We start from the raw sequence: 17,135 nt of genomic DNA, 5'->3' as shown, positions 1-17,135 counted from the left end.
AAAATCCTCTTCTATAGATTATAAATAACTTTGCGGATTTGTAGTCTTTCCATTTACCCTTACTTCAAAGTGAAGGTGTGGTCCCGTAGAAAGTCCTGTAGAACCTACAAGAGCTATTACATCTCCTTTTTTCACCTGTTGTCCCGCACTTACCTTTAAAGCACTGTTATGCCCATAAACTGTAACCAGACCTCCATGGTCAATCATAACCATGTTTCCCAGTCCGCTCATGGTCTTTGCCATTAAAACCGTACCGTCTTGGGCAGCTATTACAGGCGTTCCTGTAGGAGCCGGAATGTCAATTCCATCGTGAGTTTTATAGGTCTTTAATATAGGATGAAGTCTGGTTCCATAATAGGATGAAATCCTAGTATGCCCAGGGAGCGGCCAAGCTAACTTTGCCCCCGGATTTAACTGTACATCTATATTTCCCGGTGTTCCTGAAGCCGATTGACTTATTTCCCTTTGAAGTCTAAGTATATCCTGTTCCAATTGAGCACTTTCAGCCTGTGCTTTGTCGTAAGCCTTTTGATAAGCTACAATGTCTGCTTCAAGAGATGCCATATAGGATTGTTTTTCACTATTTGCCGTCTCAAAACTGCTCTTTTGACTTTGTAATTTATCCTTATTTGCAACTAAAGCTCCCTTATCTCTATCTAATTTAGCCTTGGCTTCTACAATAATATTTACTTGCTCTTCAATATAATCTACAAGCTCCTTATCAGATTGGGCAATGGTGGATATTATTTCATTGTTTCTAATTAACTCCTCCATGCTCTTGGAATTTAAAAGCACTTCTAAGTAAGAAACTTTTCCATCCATGTACATTACCTTAACTCTTTCGCCAAAAAGCTCTTGCTTCTCTTTTAAATTTTCCTCAGCTGCAGTTAATTCAGCTTGAGTCTTTTCAATTTCCACATTTAAAACTGAAATTTCACCTTCAAGAGAGGAAATACTGGAACTTAAATCAATTATCTTAGCATCTAACTCCGCCATTTCACTTTCAACATTTTTAATAGTGGCTTTGTTTTCCTCAATTTTATTTTTATTTTCATTTAATTCCTTAGTTATTTCATTTTTTCTCTGTTCTTTTTCTTCTTTTTGCTTTTCAAGTTGACTTGTGGCAAATACACTTTGAGTAGTTAGCACAAAGGCCAAACCCAAAATTACAGGCCCTTTAAATTTCTTCATTAAAACAACTCCTAAACATCTAAAAATCTCTCTGTGGATACTAATGAACCCAAGTATCCAATACCTGAACCGATACATAAAAATATTACCGACAGATTATTTCTAATTTCATCAGGCGTTGAAATCCCCATTCCAAATAGATTTTGAATTTGAATACTTATCTTGTCATATAGGAAAATATATCCGTAGTAGACTATGAAAAAGGCCAATACAGCCCCAAAAAGTCCGAATATAATCCCTTCTATTAGGAAAGGTCCTCTAATATAGGAATTTGTAGCTCCTACATACTTCATTATGTTAATTTCCCTCTGTCTGTTAGATACTGCAATTTTTATAGTATTGTGAATTATCAAAACTGAAACCAAGAGCAGTATTAAGACTATGGCATATCCAATGTACTTTACTCCCTTTTCAAATACCATCATCTTTTGAACCAGCTCGTAGTGGTAGTCCACTCTTTCAACTCCCTGATTTGACTTTACCTCCTGTGCTATTTCACCGGCATAGGACAGATCTTTTAAAGTCACTACAAGAGAAGCCGGCAAGGTATTTTCAGGAAGAGATTCCAATATATATGCCTTTTCTCCAAAGCCTTCCTTAAAATCTTCAAGGGCTTTTTCCTTTGAAGTGTATTGAATTTGTTTTACTCTCTCGTCTTTTCCAATGTCGTCTATTAATTCATTAATTCCCTCTGTGGACAAATCATCTTTTAAATATACTACAACTTTGTCCAATTCGCCGCCTAGATGGTATACTGCGGAATTTATATTTAAAATAAGTAAAAATACAAAACCGAAAAGAGTTAGCATTGCCGCAACAGATACTGTTGAAGCTAAAGCCATAGTCATATTTCGCCTAAGTCCTTTAAAACTTTCCTTTAATATATTTACAGCCTGTCTAATTATCCTCATAATAGCCACCCTTTTCTACATCATATACAATGTGACCATCTAAGATTTTAACTACGTGCCTTTGCATTTTATTTACAATTTCCACAGCGTGCGTTGCCATTATAACTGTCGTTCCTCTTTCATTTATCTTTATTAAAGCCTGCATAATGTCCCAAGCAGTATTTGTGTCAAGATTTCCCGTAGGCTCATCACATACCAATATAGGAGCGTTATTCACTATTGCTCTTGCTATTGAAACTCTTTGAGATTCCCCTCCTGAAAGTTCATCGGGATAGGACTGTGCTCTATTGGACAGATTTACAATCTCAAGGGCCTCCGTAACACTTTTCTTTATTTCATTCTTACTTGCTCCTTGAATTTCAAGGGCATAAGCCACATTTTCAAATATGGTTTTTTTATCTAAAAGCCTAAAGTCTTGAAAGACCACTGATATATTTCGTCTTAACTTAGGTATATCTTTTTTTCTAAGTTTAGTTATATCATTTCCATCTATTAATATCCTTCCGCGAGTTACTTTTTCTTCCCTTATTAAAAGTTTAATCATAGTGGACTTACCTGCCCCGCTACTTCCAACTAAAAATAAAAAATCTCCCTTGGGAATGGACAGATTAATATTTGAAAGTGCCATTACGCCATTTGAATATTCTTTATATACATTTTCAAATTGAATCATAATTTTCCCTTTCCATATAGTATAATTATCAAGTACATATTATATTACAAAAGAGTTACAAATTACAACTCTATTTCTTAATTTGCTTATACTAGGAGAAATTTCTTTGCTAAGGTGCGGTTTTTAAAGATTTTTATAAAATTTTTTTAAAATTAGTGTATAATATAAGCTGTTGGAGTGATAATAATGAATAAAAAAGAATTTAGAAAAGAATTAATTAAAAAAAGAGACGCTCTTTCCCTTGATTATATGAAGGAAGCGTCGGAGAAAATAGCAGAACATTTATATAATTTGGATTTGTATAGACAAAGCTCCAATATATTTATCTTTGTAAGTTATAAATCCGAAGTCGACACCCACAATATAATTAAAAGGGCACTGTCTGAGGGAAAGAATATTTTCATTCCGGTAGTCGATAGGGAAACAAAGACTATGAAAATTTCCAGATTAAAAGATTTTTCACAGCTAAGCGAAAGCTATATGGGCATATTGGAGCCAAGAGATGAAGAAATTGACATAGTAGATCCTGAAATTTTGGATTTAATAATTACACCGGGCCTCGCCTTTGATAAAAAAGGATATAGAATCGGCTATGGCGGAGGATTTTATGATAAATTTTTCAGTAGCTTAAAGAAAAAAGTTACTAAACTGGGCATTGGATTTGACCTTCAATATGTTGAATCTTTGCCCCATGAAGATTATGACATTCAAATAGATTATTTTCTATCTGAAATAAATTTGTACACAGGGGGAAATAAAGATTAATGGAAAGGTATATAGGTACTGTTGTTAGAGGAATTAGGACTCCTATAGTTAAAAGCGGAGACAATCTTGTTGAAATAGTCTTTGATTCAGTTATTAAAGCTCTTGAATCAGAAAATATTTCCATGAGAGATAAAGATGTCGTTGCCGTAACCGAATCGCTAGTTGCAAGAGCTCAGGGAAACTACGCGGATATTGATCAAATTGCAGAAGATATCAATAATAAATTCGACTCGGACATCGGTTTGGTATTCCCTATTCTAAGTAGAAATAGATTTGCCATAATACTTAAGGGAATTGCACAAACCGGGAAAAAATTACACATTTTACTTTCCTATCCCTCAGATGAAGTTGGAAACCATTTAATGGATGAGAGAATTTTATATCAAAAAAATATAAATCCTTATTCTGAAGTTCTCAGTGAAGAAGAATATAAAAAGTTTTTTGGAAACGAAGTTAAACATCAATTTACAGGCGTTGACTATGTAAAACTTTATAAGGAAATTGCAAAGAACTGTGAAATTCACTTCTCCAATAATCCAAAGACCATACTACAATTTACAAAGGACGTACTTGTATGTTCCGTACATTCAAGGGAATCTGTAAAACAGGAACTAATTGATGCAGGTGCTGAAAAAGTATATGGACTTGACGATGTTTTAACTGAACCCATAAACGGCTCCGGTTATAATGAAAAATTCGGACTGTTGGGTAGTAACTTGGCAAGTGACCATTCAGTTAAATTATTTCCAAGAGATGGGGATAACTTTGTAAAAGCACTACAGAAAAAATTAATTGAATATTCTAAAAAACAAATTGAAGTAATGATTTACGGAGACGGAGCCTTTAAAGATCCCGTTGGAAAGATTTGGGAATTGGCAGATCCTGTAGTTTCACCGGCATATACCGAGGGATTACAAGGAACTCCAAATGAAATTAAAATAAAGTACATTGCCGACACTGAACTCTTAAATGTGGACAATGATACGGCTCAAAAGATTTTAAAAGAAAAGATTTCACATAAAGACGATGATTTAACAGGTTCAGATGAAACTCTGGGAACAACTCCTAGAAAAATCACAGACCTTTTGGGATCTCTTTGTGACTTAACGTCAGGCTCAGGTGATAAGGGAACTCCTGTAGTATACGTTCAAGGATATTTTGACAATTTTGCAAATAATTAAAGAAGTTAGCTAAAAGCTAACTTCTTCTTTTAATTTGTAGTCATATTTTTATACCTTTGAATATTGGAGTCATTTAAATATTCATAGGCGTTGTTTATCTTTTGAAACATTTCCGTTGCTCCGGGATCTTTGTTTATATCGGGATGGTACATCTTTGCCATCTTCTTATAGGCAAGTTTAATTTCATACTTGTCCGCAGTATAAGGAACTCCTAAAATATCACAAGCCCCCTCATATTCCTGTTTAAAGGAGGATGAAGTTGTAAACTGGCCACCTTGTTGCTGACCCTGTTGGTAATATCCTCCCTGACTTTGTCTAAAGAAATCCTCAAAGTCTGAAAAATCTCCAAAGCTCCAATAGGTTCCGCCACCCTGCTCAAACCTTCTCTTCCACTCTTCTTCCTGTTGTCTTCTTTGCTCTTCCTCTTTCTTTCTTTTTTCCTCTTCTCTTCTTCTTTGTTCGGCTTCTCTATCTCTTCTATACTTCTCTCCATAGTCCTCCATTTTCTCATAGGCAGCCTTTCTACCTAACAAGTAGTAGTCGGCTTTGTCATAGAAAAACTCTGTTGCCATATAATGTATATATTTAAGATAGGAAACTGCAATTCTACCTATAATAGGAACTAAAATAGATAGGAGAATCAAAGTCAATACAACAGGATTTGATAGTATTAAAGCCACAAACCAAGGATTAAATAAAAATAAAATAATTAAACAGCCGGCCATTGAAAATACAAGACCGAATATCTGTCTAAAAGATGCAAACAAACTTACTAAAAGGTCTATTATATAAATAAGCCCTCTTAAAAAGTAATCTATAATTGTACCCAGTACTTTATTAAAATATCCCAGAATTTTATTCATTCTTTCTCCTCTTAAACTCCATTAAAAATTTTGCATCTTCTATTTCCAAGTCCTTTTCTCCCGCCAGAAACTCTAAGTGGTGGGTGATTTCATGGTGTAGCGTCGACCTTACCTTATCTTTTAAAGCCTCTCTGGACATATGCCCGTAAAGTTCCATAAAAGAACCGTAATAGATCAATATGCTCTTTCCCAAAATGTCTCTTTTATAGGCACCTAAAATCACCAATCCCCCATCTTCATCTGCAGGATGGTAGCTTATATCTTCCACTATTCTTATACCGCCGTTTAAACCCTCAAGTATCCGTTTTGGAAGCTCGTCATATAATTCATTTAAAATTTCTTCAAATTCTTCAAATCTATCTACCATATCTCACCTATAAAAAAAGCAGCTCAAGCCGCTTAAATTATCTAACCACTTCCTAATACAATATTATAATATAATTTCCAATTATTACAAATAACTATAACCTAAATAAAATCTATATTTTGATTTTCCTCGTCCTTATGTAGCTTCTCTTAAATAAATCTTCACAGGCCGTATAAAAAGCTATCCGATAATCTGTTACGTAGTAACTGGACTTTCCGCCTTCTCCGCTTTTTAATTTCCCTTGAAGTTCCTCTAAGATAATATCGCTTAAAAAATAAAACTTTATTTCAGGATAGAGTTCTAAAAATTTTCCTTTTAAAATACTTAAATTACTATCCAATATAAATAAACTCTTACTATCACCTAAGTACTCCTCCATTAACTTAGAGACAATATAATCGTTACTGTCTCCCATATTAAGAGAATTTATTAAAATCTGCCCATCTATTATGTTTTTATACCCTTTTTCCTCTAAATATTCCTTAACATATTTATTTGAAAGTACGGTAATGTCCTTGTTTTCTTTTATAATATTAAAACTCTTCTCCAAGCCGTTTATAATTTCATAATCTACATTATAATTTAAATTTAAAGCTATGGCAGGATTTGTAACTATCAAGAGCTTTATAAATTTCTTTTCTATGGCCTCTTGAAGATTTATAGACAGATTTTTAATTTGACTTCTCCTAAGAGAATAGGGGAAATTTTTATTGTCGGAAATCATTATAAAATTTTCGCTACAACAATTTTCTATTGAATTTATAATAAAAACTCCTCCAAGAGAGTCATCTATAATACCCACATTGTTAAATATCATCTTCTCCTCCAAGAGTATGTGCCATAAACGTATAGGGATACTTCCCCTTAAATTTATTAAAAGCCTTTCTTATGGTTTTGGAATCCTCAAACAATCCAAATACCGTTGCACCGGTGCCGCTCATAAGAGAAGCTGCTCCCATTGATTCCAGCTCTGTTTTAATCTCTTTAATATCTAAATGTCTTTTAAAGACATAATCTTCCATTTTGTTTTCCAGGACTCCCCGTAATTTTAAGGGAGAGTTCTCTTCCATAAGATCAATTATTTTTTTAAAGTTTATTCGTCTTGAACTTAGGTCTAAATTTTCATAAACTTCCTTTGTGGAAATCTCATAGCCCGGATTTACAATTAACACTTCTATTTCATTAAAGGACTTTAAAGTTTTTAACTTTTCTCCTATTCCCTCTGCAAGGACAGTGCCTCCTTGAAGCATATAGGGAAAATCCGCTCCTAATTTTAAAGACATACTTTGCAATTCTCCAAGGGACAATTTTAAGTTATACAGTTCATTTAAGGCCTTTAACGTAAGGGCTCCGTTACCCGTACCACCAGCAAGACCTGATGCAAGCGGAAGATTCTTTTTAAGTCTTACTTCCAAGGGAAGCTCCTCGCCTACATATTGACATAGGGCTGCCCAGGATTTATAAATTAAATTTTCCTCCAACTTTAAAGTTAAGTTGGAATCTATTACTATTCCCCCACTGCCTTTTTTAAACTCCATCTCATCATAAAGCGAAATTTTCTGCATAATGGTCTTTATATTATGATATCCATCTTCTCTTTTATTTATTACATCTAGAGCCAAATTTATTTTCCCATAGGATTTTACTTTCATAGCATTACCTCAAAATAATTATATCACAATATAAAATATACAGAAATAAAAAGAAGACCTTTCGGTCCTCTTATGAAATCTTCTTCACATCTGTATATTCAACATCATCTTCTAATATTAAAACTCTAACTGTCTTAGTCAACACATCTGAATAGGTAAAGGTTGACGTAGTCTTTTCATTTCCGTTTTCTAAATCAATTGAAAACAAACTTGGATAAACGGCTTTAAGCACTCCACATTGAGTTATATACTTTTTTCTTCCCTTATTAGCCTTAACAATTACTTTTTTGCCCAAATTCTCCTTTAATTCATTTTTTATAAGTGTCATTTGATTCATAGGCACATCATATCCCTTCTATTTTAAAAGACAAATTTTACTCATTTAGTATAACATATATTTAAAGGAAAATCAAGTTATATATTTTACTATCAAATTCATATAAAGTCAATTACTTTTTTTATATAGTTTTCTCTCTACTATATATTATTTTAATAATTAGAATATTTCCTAACTAAGTATGAAGACGACTATTTGAGGCATAAGTATTAGAGAAATAGTTGCTATAGGTTGACAAACCGCATAATAAGGCGTAACGCTATCATCTGATATTGAGATTAAAACGTTTAGAGAAGGAGCTGCCGTCATAGCTCCCGTAGTAGCTCCCAGCGCTGCAAGCAGCGGCATTTTAAAAATATACTTTGCAATTATAAAAGCCAATAAAATTGTAGCAACACTCATAAATGCTCCAATTATAAATATAATAAAACCGTACTCCCTTAAAATCTCCAAGAAGCCGTGACCTGCATTTAAACCGTTATAAGCTAAAAATAAAGATATTCCCAAATCTCTTAAAGTCTTTAAACAAATTGGCGATGTCTTTAGAGATAACTTTCCAATATGACCTAAGTTGGAAATCAAAAGACCTGCTATTAAAGCTCCGCCTGAATTCCGCAGAGAAAAAGTAGTTGTAGGTCCTAATTTAATTTCAATTCCCCCGATTAAAGCCCCAAGTATTACAGTTAGACAGACTACAAAAATTCCCAAGTCATCTATTTTTAAAAGATTGTCGTGATCCACTTTTCTAGTAGGTTTAAAACTGATTTCCTCAAGGACTTCCAATTCTTTTTTTATATCCGCCTTAAAGAGTTTTGGTACCAGCTGCACAAAAAGTACTACTGAAAGCGTTCCGAACATATAGGTAATACCATAACCCACACTGGCTATAGTGTCTCCCGTAACCTCAATTGTAGAGCCCAGGGAGGAAGTTGACGTCAATGCCCCTGAGGAAATTCCCAAAGCTAAAGATACAGGCATATCAGTCAGTTTTACAGTAATTACAACCATAATACCGCCAAGGACTACAACTCCTAATGAGGTACAAAAAAAAGCAAGAAAATTCTTCTTCATATTCTGAATAAAAGAAGATCCTGCTATTAGTCCTACGCATCCCAAAAAAAGTACTATTCCCACATCTCCAACTACACTGGGCATATAAAAACCTAAATGACCTGCCACCAAAGCCACAACTAGGACACCCGAGACGCCTAACTGAACACCGAAAATACTGATTCTGCCCACTAAATATCCCAGTCCGAGAATTAAGAATACAAGCATAACTTGGTTATTTAAACTGCTTAAATAAGTTTCTATAAACCCCATATTAAAACCTCCAATTGCCAAAAATAAACATCCTTAAATTAACTTAATTATTTTTAAGTGCTTGCCTTATTCGCCTGTCAGAATCTTTTTTAGCAATGGCCTCTCTTTTATCGTAAAGTTTTTTACCTCTGGCAACTGCAAGTTCCATCTTTACTTTTCCCCTGTTTAAATATAGCTTTAGAGGAATTAAAGTATAACCCTTTAAGGTTATATCCCTTTCAAGTCGGCGTATTTCTTCTTTATGAAGTAGTAGTTTTCTTTTCCTCAAAGGATCTACATTATAGATATTTCCCTGTTCATAAGGACTTATATGCATATTCTCCACAAAGACTTCTCCATTTTTAATCTCCGCATAGGCATCTGCAATATTTGCCTTTCCCTTTCTAAGAGACTTTACCTCCGTTCCCTTTAATTCAATTCCCGCTTCAATCGTACTTTCTATAAAATAATCGTGCCTTGCCTTTCTATTTGTGGCAAGAGTGTTTTTAGATTCCTTAGTCATTTAATCACCTACTATTTCAAAATCTATAGTTCCCCTTGTAACATTGGTATTTACCACTTTAATTTTAAGCTTATCACCTATTCTGTAAACTTTTTTACTATCTCTTCCCACGGCACTATAATCATCTTCATTAAATTCAAAATAATCACTCATGCTTTGGTAACTTATTAATCCTTCAATGGTATTTTCCAACTGTGCAAAGATTCCAAAACTTGTAATTGAAGATATAAACGCAGAATATTCCTCGCCTATTTTATCTTCCATATATTCAGCCATCTTTACTGATTCAACCATTCTCTCCGCTTCCTGCGCTCTTCTTTCAGTATCGGAAACGTGTTTTGCAACTTCGGGAAGTATAGATTCCAAATAGTCCATCTTACTTTCAGATAACTTATTGTGAATTATGGACTTTATAACTCTGTGAATTACCAAGTCGGAATACCTTCTAATAGGCGCCGTAAAATGAGAATAGTACTTGGCGGCCAATCCAAAGTGAATGTCATTTATTTCCGAGTACCTTGCTTTTTTTAAACTTCTAAGAACTAAGGTACTTACAAATACTCCCTCTTCTTTTTCCTTAACCTCTTCTATTAACTCCTGAACACTTTTTGAATCTAGGTTTTGAGTATTTAATTTATATCCCAAGTGACGCAGCACTGCATTTAAACTCACTATTTTTTCTTCGTCAGGCTCCTCATGAATTCTGTATAAGAAGGGAACTTCCATCCAAAAATACTGTTCAGCCACAGTTTCATTACATAGGAGCATAAATTCCTCTATTAGTTTATTTGCAATTCTACGCTCTTCTCTCTTAATCTCTGTAGGTCTTCCATTTTCGTCTACTATAATTTGCGCTTCAGGGAAATCAAAATCAATGGAACCGCTTTCCATTCTCTTCTTTCTCAATATCCTTGCAAGTTTATCCATTGACTTAAGTTCACTTTCAAGGCCTTCTAAACTTTTATCAACTCTTCCGTCTTCAAGAAAGTCCGATACGTCATCGTAAATAAGTCTTCTACCGGAGCGGATAACTCCTTCAGTTATCTTACTATCTACAACTTTGCCCTTTTCATCTACTTCCATTAAAACAGAAAGCACAAGCCTATCCACACCTTCATTTAAAGAACATATTCCATTTGACAACTCCTCAGGCAACATAGGTATAACTTCATCTATTAAATATACTGAGTTTCCTCTATTATAAGCTTCCTTATCTATTTCATCATTTTCTCTGACATAGTGACCAACGTCGGCAATATGAACTCCTAGACGTAAATTGCCGTTCTCTAAAGTTTCAATAGAAACAGCATCGTCAAAGTCCTTTGAATCTCTTCCATCTATGGTAAAAGTCAGCAGTTCTCTAAAATCCTCTCTGCCTTTAAGGTCTTTTTCTTTAACAGCAATTGGAATTTTCTTTGCAAGGTCTAAAGTTTTCTTATTAAATTTCATAGGAAGTTCCAAACTTGCAGCAATACTAAGTATGTCCACTCCCTTTTCATGTCCGTACCCAAAGACTTCTATTATTTTTCCTTCGGGCTTTTTACCTCTTTGAGGCCATTTTTCTATTTGAACTAATACTTTTTGACCGTCTCTTGCTCCCAACATATCTTTCTTGGAAATAAATATATCATAGGCAAACTTATTATCATCAGCTACTACAAATCCAAAACTCCTCTTATCTTGAAAAGTTCCGACTACTTTCTCATTAGCTCTTTTTACAATTCCGATTATTTTAGCCTCAGCACTGTCCCCATTTCTATAATCCAACATTTCCACCACGACTTCGTCGCCGTTTAATGCGGAGTTCATATTATCTTTGGGAATAAAAATATCCTCATCTTCCTGAAGTAAAAATCCAAATCCTTTTTCATTTCCCTGAACAATGCCTCTTTTATATTTTTTACCATCTATTACAATATATTTTCTTCCGTCAAAATAAAGAAGCCCGTCTTTAATAAGCTCCTTTAAAAGTTTATTAAAGTCTGCTTTTTCCTTATTCTTTATTCCAAATTTTTTTACTAACTGTTCCTTAGTCATAGGACGGGAATCTTTTATGATTTCAAAGATCTTTTCTTTTATCATTATAGTTTTGCTCCATAGGAGGTGTTTTTATATAAATTGGAGTCATAAGAGGTAATATTTTCAGCTTTTTGCTCATACCTCACCTTTGAAAGTTCTATTAACCTCGTAATTAATTCCTTAAAGGAAATCCCACTTTCTTCCCAGAGATAAAAAGCCAATGAACCCGGCAAAGTATTTATTTCATTAACGTATACAGTATCTCCCTCTAGTAGAAAGTCAATTCTGGCATCTCCCATTGCGTCTATAGCTCTAAAAGCTAATTTTGCATACTTTTCAATTTCCTCTCTCACTGTATCGGAAATATTTGCAGGAAGATTTTTTTTCTGCCCCTTCATACCTTTAGAACCTTTAGGCCCTGCAACATACTTGTCTTCATATTTTAGCAAGTCCTTCCAACCCACAGGCTCTTCACAGGCTGAAACTACCAGGTCATTTTCATATCCCATTACGGCAATATTTATTTCCCTTGGATTTTCCACTGCCTTTTCCACTAATATTTTTCTATCATACCTTATGGCAACTTCAACAGCCTCAATAAATTCCTCTTTATTCTTCGCCTTTGAAATCCCCACAGAAGAACCCAGGTTAGCCGGCTTTACAAATAAACTATAGCCTATTTTTTCAGCCTTCTCTATTATTTTTTCCTGTTCCTTCCACTCATCTCTATAAAAATAGAAGTATTCAGTCATTGGAATATCCTCTGATTGAAATACTTTTTTCATTATTACCTTGTCCATTCCCACACCTGCAGGAGTTACGCCGCATCCCACATAGGGAACCGACATAAGTTCAAGTAAGCCCTGAAAACAACCGTCTTCTCCATAGGTGCCGTGAAGAGCGGGAAATACTACATCAACTTTGGCAAATACCTCTACATCCCGGCTGTCCTTGCCAAATAAACCTCCCTTTTTACTAGATACTGTATATAAATTGAAATCTTCATTATAACCTTTAAAAAACACTTCTACAGCCTTTGAAAAATCATTTTCTTTAAAAGTAGTGAAGTCCTTTAATACATCTCCCGATAAAAACTTACCCTCCTTTGTAATATATAGAGGTATGGGATTGTACTTTGACTTATCCATATTTTCCATTATCTGCATTCCCGTAATTACGGAAACTTCATGCTCCACACTTCTACCACCGAATACAACTGCTATATTTTCCATAAATATCTCCTTAATCTTCATTGTAATTATCGGGCAAATCATTTTCAATAAGTACTATGTCCCCAACTTTTGTCAAGTGAGCTGAAACCTTAGTGGCCTCATTTAAACTGTTAACTACAAAGACATTTTCCATATTGTACTTAGAATCTGTAAGTCCCCTGTATATTGGCTCAGTTCTCTTTTTGCCCACAAGGATTACATAATCGCAGACCTTGCCAATTTCAAAGCCGATTTTATAATTTTCCTCTTCTTCCATATCTCCCAACTCTACCATTCCGGGAGTTATGATAATTTTCCTTCCGCTTTTAAATTCCCTTAACACATCAAGAGCAGCTCTGAAGCCCACCGGATTTGAATTAAAGGCATCATCAATAACTATTACACCTGTTCCGCCGTCAACTATATTCAATCTGTGTTCCACAGGCTCAACTTTTTTAATGCCCCTTGAAATTTCCTCTAAACTAAGACCCAGTACATAGGCCGCCGTTGCAGCTGCAAGTAGGTTTGAAATATTGTGAAGTCCAAGTAATTTGCTTTCGCAGAAAATCTCTCCCTCACCTTTAATTACCAAAGTAAAGTTAGATCCTCTCTCATCTACCTTAATATCCTTAGCATATACGTCCAACTTTTCCACATTTTCAGTTCCATATCTAAGAGTTCTCTTTTCAGTTTTATCAGCCAGAACCTTTACATAGTCATTGTCATAGTTGAAAATAGCTATACCGTCTTCAGGCAAATCCTCTATTAACTCATACTTTGTAGCCATAATATTTTCAATAGTTTTAAATAAGTGCATATGAGTAGGTCCGATTCCCGTAATAATTCCTATGTCCGGCTGTACCAATTGTGCTACTTCATCTATTTCACCCTTTTTATAAGCTCCAAGTTCCGCAATAAATACCTCTCTATCCTCTGTAAGTTCATTATTTATTACCTTTGACAGTCCCATTGGAGTGTTGTAAGAGGAGGGGGTGTTTTTTACTTTCAATCCCTCTGATAAAATAGTATCTGCAATTACCTTTGTAGAAGTCTTACCGAAAGAGCCTGTAATTCCCAAAACCTTAAGACCATAATTTCTTTTGTATTCGGCGATTTTCTTCTGTGCCTGTTTATAAAATCCCATATTTATCTTTTTTTCTCTTGGAACTGAAATACTGTTGGAAATCAACATAATTCTGTATTCAAAAAAATAAACCAAAAAACTTCCCAGTATTAATACCGCTAAAGCCAAAGGAAAATTATCCGTAATTCCAAAAATCGTATTTACGATTAAAAGAACTACTACTAAAAAACCGATATTTACCAAGTAGTGAATTTTAAAAAGTCGCTTTGCTCTGTCGGTCCACACAAGGGGAGTTTTCTCCTCGGTATTTACTTTTACGTAATGACTTTTAAAACCAATAATACTTCCTTCTGCATTTACCCTATACCAAAATTTATTTACTTTATCTTTATTTTCCCTAAGCCAATTTTTATAACCTTCATTCTCATAGCCTTCTAACTGCAACATGTGCAAAGGATAGTTACTTCTTATAATCCCAAAATAAAAAGTAATGAAAATTATTATAAACTCAGCTATTAATAATTTAACCATACACTCTCCTAATCTAAAAAGGAATTCAACACTGCGCTAAATGTCCCATAATCATCTATATAACTGTAATGTCCCGCATTTTTCAACACTACCAGTCCACTGTCCTCTATGTTATCCTCAAATACCCTTGCCATATAAAGAGGAGTTTCATCATCATTCTCCCCCCAAATAATAAGTGTAGGAGCTTTAATATTTCTAAAATATTCCACAGTGGATTCATTTACCACCTTTACAAAGGTCTTTCTCATAACTCCTTGAGAATTTTGATAGTCATCGGAACCGAACTTCTCATAAAATTTCCTTATGCCATCTGTATTGTTATTCCAAAAAAACAGCTTTGTGTAAAGAAATCTAAGAGTTTTAAAAGTATAAACTTTAAAATAATACTTTAAAGTTCTCTTAGGTATTACTCCCGATGCATCTATTAAAATCAATTTCTCCACCATCTCAGGATGTTTTGCAGCAAAAATAGTCAGAGTCTTGCCTCCAAAGGAATGTCCTATAAAGGTGGCCTTTTTAATATTTTTTACTTTTAAAAATTCAAAAAGGTACCTATAATAATCCTCTGTTGATAAAGTGTCAGAAGGCTCTTGACTGTCGCCAAAACCGGGAGCATCATAGGCATAGATCTTATAACCTTTGGGAGCTGCATTTACTATGGGAGTAATGGATTCAATATTTGCGCCCCAGCCATGAAGAATGACAAGGGGCTTTCCCTCTCCCACTTCTATATAACTCAGTTCTGTAGATAGAACTTCCAATCTACTTTTTTCCATCTTACCTCCAAAGGATTACTTATTTAAATCTTCCTCGTCTATATAAACTATACTTTCAGGTTTCCCGCTTTTAAAATCACCTTCTGTTTTTTCCGCAGTAAAACCCGTTTCCAATTTCATCTTTAAGGATTCTATCTTTGCAACTACTATATCTATTTCTCCAATTTTAGATTCAATATAGTCATTACTATGATTTGAAAGCTTATTATGTTCTTTATAAAAAGTTTCTCCAATATCTCTATACATTGAAGCTAACTTACGTTCTTCCTTGGATATTTCCAATCTAATTGCAGTTTGTTCCTTTAATTCCTTGGAATTATTCTTTATCAGTTCAGTAAAATCCTTAACAGTTGATTTTAAATCATCTAAATTTCCAGAAAAATTGTCCAATAATGACATTTATTTCACCTCTAATCTTTCTCATTATATCAAAAAAAAGCTATTTTTTAAATGTTTCAGTTAAATCAATAGGGGTAAATAAATTTTATAGCTCGCAGGTATTGTAGATGGTTAAATATCTTAATAAAATCTTTTTTTAAAGCACTAAATTAAAATAATTAAGGTGCTGAAATTTTATAACATATGTAAAAGTTTTTAACAAAGATAATTTAACTTGTAGACCTGTCTAGATACTACAAACCTACTTAAAGAAAATTGATATTAGATTGGAGAATGAAATGGAAGATTTAAAACTGTTTACAGGTAATTTCTGCCCCTACTGTATAAAAGTGGAAAGATTTATTAAAAAGAACAATATAGAGGATGTGGAAATTGTAAATATTAATAAGGACTTGGAAGCGCAAAATTATTTAATTGAAAAAGGCGGAAAGAGACAAATTCCTTGCCTTTTTATAGACGATGAAGCTCTTTATGAATCAAATGACATAATTAACTACTTACAGGAAAAATTTCTTTAATATGTAAACTAAAAAACACTCAATCGAGTGTTTTTAAGTTATTATTCCAAAAATATTTAATTCATTTCACAGATTATTAAACTTCCATAGCCTCTAAAGTTAACTACTTCATCTATGTCTAAAACTATGGCGCTGAAAATTTCAAAATCTTTATTATTAACTTCTATTTCAGAGTCATTATTAAATATCAACATCTTCTTTGAAAAGTTTTCTATTCTGGCCTGGCCATTTACTATAGTAGAATACATTTTTCCGGACAGACCCTTTTTAAAAATCAAATTAAAATCACGCACTTTACTGTAGCCTACCACACTGTCCGAACCGTCAAATCTATATACTTCATAAGGTCTAAGTGTAATTTCTTCATCACCGTTTTTTAAATTTAAATTTGCATCAACAGGAGCTATAAATCTTACAAAGCCGCTGTAATCTGAAAACACACTTTCATCTAATTCGCAAGTTGCTGTGGAAACTCTATAGTCAAAATCCCTTTCTGACACATTTGCTCCCTTGGGACTGATATAAACCTCTGTAGTAGTTCCTCCACTCCAATCAGTAGTTACAAATTCTTCTTTTTTTATTATTTCCATATTTAACACCTCATTTTAATATTATAATCCCTTTACATATAATTCATCTATTATTATTTATAATTGCTTTTCTATACTATTACTATTTTAATCTAGCGCTTAATTCTTTTTAAATAATACTTAGTAAAAACCCAGGACGTCACCGCTATTATAACTATTAATAAGCCCATAACATTCGGGTACAACGGGCTAAAATCTTGAAACCCTTTTTTAAAAAAAGTAAATAAAACTAGACCTGTAGC

The 17,135-nt window shown here is 33.8% G+C and carries 19 protein-coding genes; 3 read left to right on the top strand and 16 right to left on the bottom strand.

The window, feature by feature from the left end; genetic code table 11:
- Window positions 1-18 precede the first annotated feature (18 nt).
- Genes EF514_RS04315 through ftsE form a run of 3 tightly spaced genes read right to left on the bottom strand, consistent with a single transcriptional unit; the run spans window position 19 to window position 2,775 of the window.
- Window positions 19-1,191, bottom strand: a complete 1,173-nt coding sequence (locus EF514_RS04315; protein WP_127724201.1) for a murein hydrolase activator EnvC family protein — start codon at window positions 1,189-1,191, stop codon at window positions 19-21.
- 11 nt (window positions 1,192-1,202) lie between these two features.
- Complete coding sequence (ftsX, locus tag EF514_RS04310; RefSeq protein WP_127724200.1) at window positions 1,203-2,102, bottom strand: permease-like cell division protein FtsX; 900 nt, start codon at window positions 2,100-2,102, stop codon at window positions 1,203-1,205.
- Window positions 2,089-2,775, bottom strand: a complete 687-nt coding sequence (gene ftsE, locus EF514_RS04305; protein ID WP_127724199.1) for a cell division ATP-binding protein FtsE — start codon at window positions 2,773-2,775, stop codon at window positions 2,089-2,091. Before ftsE ends, ftsX begins: the two co-directional genes overlap by 14 nt.
- Before the next feature lie 186 nt (window positions 2,776-2,961).
- Here ftsE and EF514_RS04300 point away from each other — a divergent pair, with 186 nt between their 5' ends.
- Complete coding sequence (locus EF514_RS04300; RefSeq protein WP_127724198.1) at window positions 2,962-3,540, top strand: 5-formyltetrahydrofolate cyclo-ligase; 579 nt, start codon at window positions 2,962-2,964, stop codon at window positions 3,538-3,540.
- Entirely contained in the window at window positions 3,540-4,721 is a 1,182-nt protein-coding gene (locus EF514_RS04295) for a coenzyme F420-0:L-glutamate ligase (RefSeq protein ID WP_127724197.1), read from the top strand. The genes EF514_RS04300 and EF514_RS04295 overlap by 1 nt, the downstream gene beginning before the upstream one ends.
- A 29-nt stretch (window positions 4,722-4,750) precedes the next feature.
- On the opposite strand, the gene EF514_RS04290 is transcribed toward EF514_RS04295, so the two are convergent.
- The 12 genes from EF514_RS04290 to EF514_RS04235 all read right to left on the bottom strand — a co-directional run bounded on the left by EF514_RS04290 (window position 4,751) and on the right by EF514_RS04235 (window position 15,785).
- The gene (locus EF514_RS04290) at window positions 4,751-5,584 is read right to left on the bottom strand and encodes a DnaJ domain-containing protein (protein WP_127724196.1); all 834 of its coding nucleotides are present in this window, start codon (window positions 5,582-5,584) and stop codon (window positions 4,751-4,753) included.
- On the bottom strand, window positions 5,577-5,951 hold the full coding sequence (locus EF514_RS04285) for a metallopeptidase family protein (RefSeq protein WP_127724194.1): 375 nt from the start codon (window positions 5,949-5,951) through the stop codon (window positions 5,577-5,579). The genes EF514_RS04290 and EF514_RS04285 overlap by 8 nt, the downstream gene beginning before the upstream one ends.
- Before the next feature lie 112 nt (window positions 5,952-6,063).
- Complete coding sequence (locus tag EF514_RS04280; RefSeq protein ID WP_127724192.1) at window positions 6,064-6,768, bottom strand: hypothetical protein; 705 nt, start codon at window positions 6,766-6,768, stop codon at window positions 6,064-6,066.
- A complete protein-coding gene (gene ispE / locus EF514_RS04275) occupies window positions 6,758-7,603 on the bottom strand; it encodes a 4-(cytidine 5'-diphospho)-2-C-methyl-D-erythritol kinase (protein ID WP_127724190.1) in 846 nt (281 codons plus the stop codon). Before ispE ends, EF514_RS04280 begins: the two co-directional genes overlap by 11 nt.
- Before the next feature lie 70 nt (window positions 7,604-7,673).
- The gene (locus EF514_RS04270; RefSeq protein ID WP_127724188.1) at window positions 7,674-7,940 is read right to left on the bottom strand and encodes a Veg family protein; all 267 of its coding nucleotides are present in this window, start codon (window positions 7,938-7,940) and stop codon (window positions 7,674-7,676) included.
- 171 nt (window positions 7,941-8,111) lie between these two features.
- Window positions 8,112-9,263 carry an aspartate-alanine antiporter-like transporter gene (locus tag EF514_RS04265; RefSeq protein WP_127724186.1) on the bottom strand — a complete coding sequence of 384 codons (1,152 nt, stop codon included), beginning with the start codon at window positions 9,261-9,263 and terminating at the stop codon, window positions 8,112-8,114.
- A gap of 43 nt (window positions 9,264-9,306) precedes the next feature.
- Window positions 9,307-9,765, bottom strand: coding sequence for an SsrA-binding protein SmpB (gene smpB / locus EF514_RS04260; protein WP_127724184.1), 459 nt, complete (start codon window positions 9,763-9,765; stop codon window positions 9,307-9,309).
- The gene (gene rnr / locus EF514_RS04255) at window positions 9,766-11,847 is read right to left on the bottom strand and encodes a ribonuclease R (RefSeq protein WP_127724182.1); all 2,082 of its coding nucleotides are present in this window, start codon (window positions 11,845-11,847) and stop codon (window positions 9,766-9,768) included.
- A complete protein-coding gene (locus tag EF514_RS04250) occupies window positions 11,847-13,016 on the bottom strand; it encodes a D-alanine--D-alanine ligase family protein (protein WP_127724180.1) in 1,170 nt (389 codons plus the stop codon). Before EF514_RS04250 ends, rnr begins: the two co-directional genes overlap by 1 nt.
- A gap of 10 nt (window positions 13,017-13,026) precedes the next feature.
- On the bottom strand, window positions 13,027-14,610 hold the full coding sequence (locus EF514_RS04245; RefSeq protein ID WP_127724178.1) for a UDP-N-acetylmuramoyl-tripeptide--D-alanyl-D-alanine ligase: 1,584 nt from the start codon (window positions 14,608-14,610) through the stop codon (window positions 13,027-13,029).
- 8 nt (window positions 14,611-14,618) lie between these two features.
- Window positions 14,619-15,386, bottom strand: coding sequence for an alpha/beta fold hydrolase (locus tag EF514_RS04240; protein WP_127724176.1), 768 nt, complete (start codon window positions 15,384-15,386; stop codon window positions 14,619-14,621).
- A 15-nt stretch (window positions 15,387-15,401) separates the two neighbouring features.
- Complete coding sequence (locus tag EF514_RS04235) at window positions 15,402-15,785, bottom strand: hypothetical protein (protein ID WP_127724174.1); 384 nt, start codon at window positions 15,783-15,785, stop codon at window positions 15,402-15,404.
- A gap of 278 nt (window positions 15,786-16,063) precedes the next feature.
- Here EF514_RS04235 and EF514_RS04230 point away from each other — a divergent pair, with 278 nt between their 5' ends.
- The gene (locus EF514_RS04230) at window positions 16,064-16,303 is read left to right on the top strand and encodes a glutaredoxin family protein (protein ID WP_127724172.1); all 240 of its coding nucleotides are present in this window, start codon (window positions 16,064-16,066) and stop codon (window positions 16,301-16,303) included.
- Between the two features lie 56 nt (window positions 16,304-16,359).
- Here EF514_RS04230 and EF514_RS04225 read toward each other — a convergent pair whose 3' ends face one another.
- Window positions 16,360-16,893 (bottom strand): HutD family protein, encoded by a 534-nt coding sequence (locus EF514_RS04225; protein ID WP_127724170.1) that lies wholly within the window; start codon window positions 16,891-16,893, stop codon window positions 16,360-16,362.
- Window positions 16,894-17,135: the final 242 nt, after the last annotated feature.

Source organism: Anaerosphaera multitolerans, assembly GCF_004006535.1.
Taxonomy (GTDB): Bacteria; Bacillota; Clostridia; order Tissierellales; family Peptoniphilaceae; genus Anaerosphaera; species Anaerosphaera multitolerans.
Note: the sequence above shows the minus strand (reverse complement) of the source record. Positions and strands in the feature narration are given on the sequence as shown.